1 protein-coding gene is annotated in these 692 nt (G+C 69.7%); it reads right to left on the reverse strand.

Features of this window, described 5'->3' with window-relative positions; genetic code table 11:
- Positions 1–692, reverse strand: a 692-nt coding sequence (locus C100_RS33155) for an NAD(P)/FAD-dependent oxidoreductase (protein ID WP_024019334.1), incomplete at both ends; no start/stop codon positions are given.

Below are 692 nucleotides of genomic sequence, written 5' to 3' on the forward strand. Positions count from 1 at the left end.
CTGGCGCCCCGCCGGTCGCGACCAGCACCTGGCCGGCGCTGACCTGCCCCTTGGGCGTGGTCACCCGCCACCCTTTGGGCAGGCGGTCCAGACCCGTGACCGCCGCATTTTCGTAAATGCGCGCGCCTGCCCGCGCCGCCGCTTCGGCCAGGCCGACGCCGAAGCGGCCGGGATGCAGCTGCGCGCTGCTCGTCTGGATGAGCGCGCCGTGGAAGGCGTCTGACCCCACTTCGTCGCGAATGCGTTGCGGCGGCACCAGGCGGACATTCTGATCCACTTCCGCCGTCAGCAGATCGTGGGCGCGCGCCAGCTTTTCATAATGGGCCGGCTTGGCGGCCAGCTTCACCCGGCCGCACCGGTGAAAAGCGCAATCAATGGCTTCTTCCCGTGCGATCCGTTCAACCATGTCGACCGCATCGCAATGGGCGCGATAGTAGGCCTTGGCGATGTCCTTGCCGAAGCGGGCGGATAGCGCGCCATAATCATGGGCCGTGCCATTATTGCACTGACCCCCATTGCGTCCCGAAGCCTCGCCGACCACCTGCCCCTGCTCCAGCACCATGACGCTGGCGCCTTGCCGCGCCAGCGCCAGCGCTGCCGACAGCCCGGTGAAGCCGCCGCCGATCACGGCGACGTCCACGTGGCCCTCGACCGCGCCCTGCGCCCCGCCGGTAAAGGCGGGGGCGCTCGCC

The sequence above is a fragment of the Sphingobium sp. C100 genome (assembly GCF_000508185.1).
In the GTDB taxonomy this organism is placed as follows: Bacteria; Pseudomonadota; Alphaproteobacteria; order Sphingomonadales; family Sphingomonadaceae; genus Sphingobium.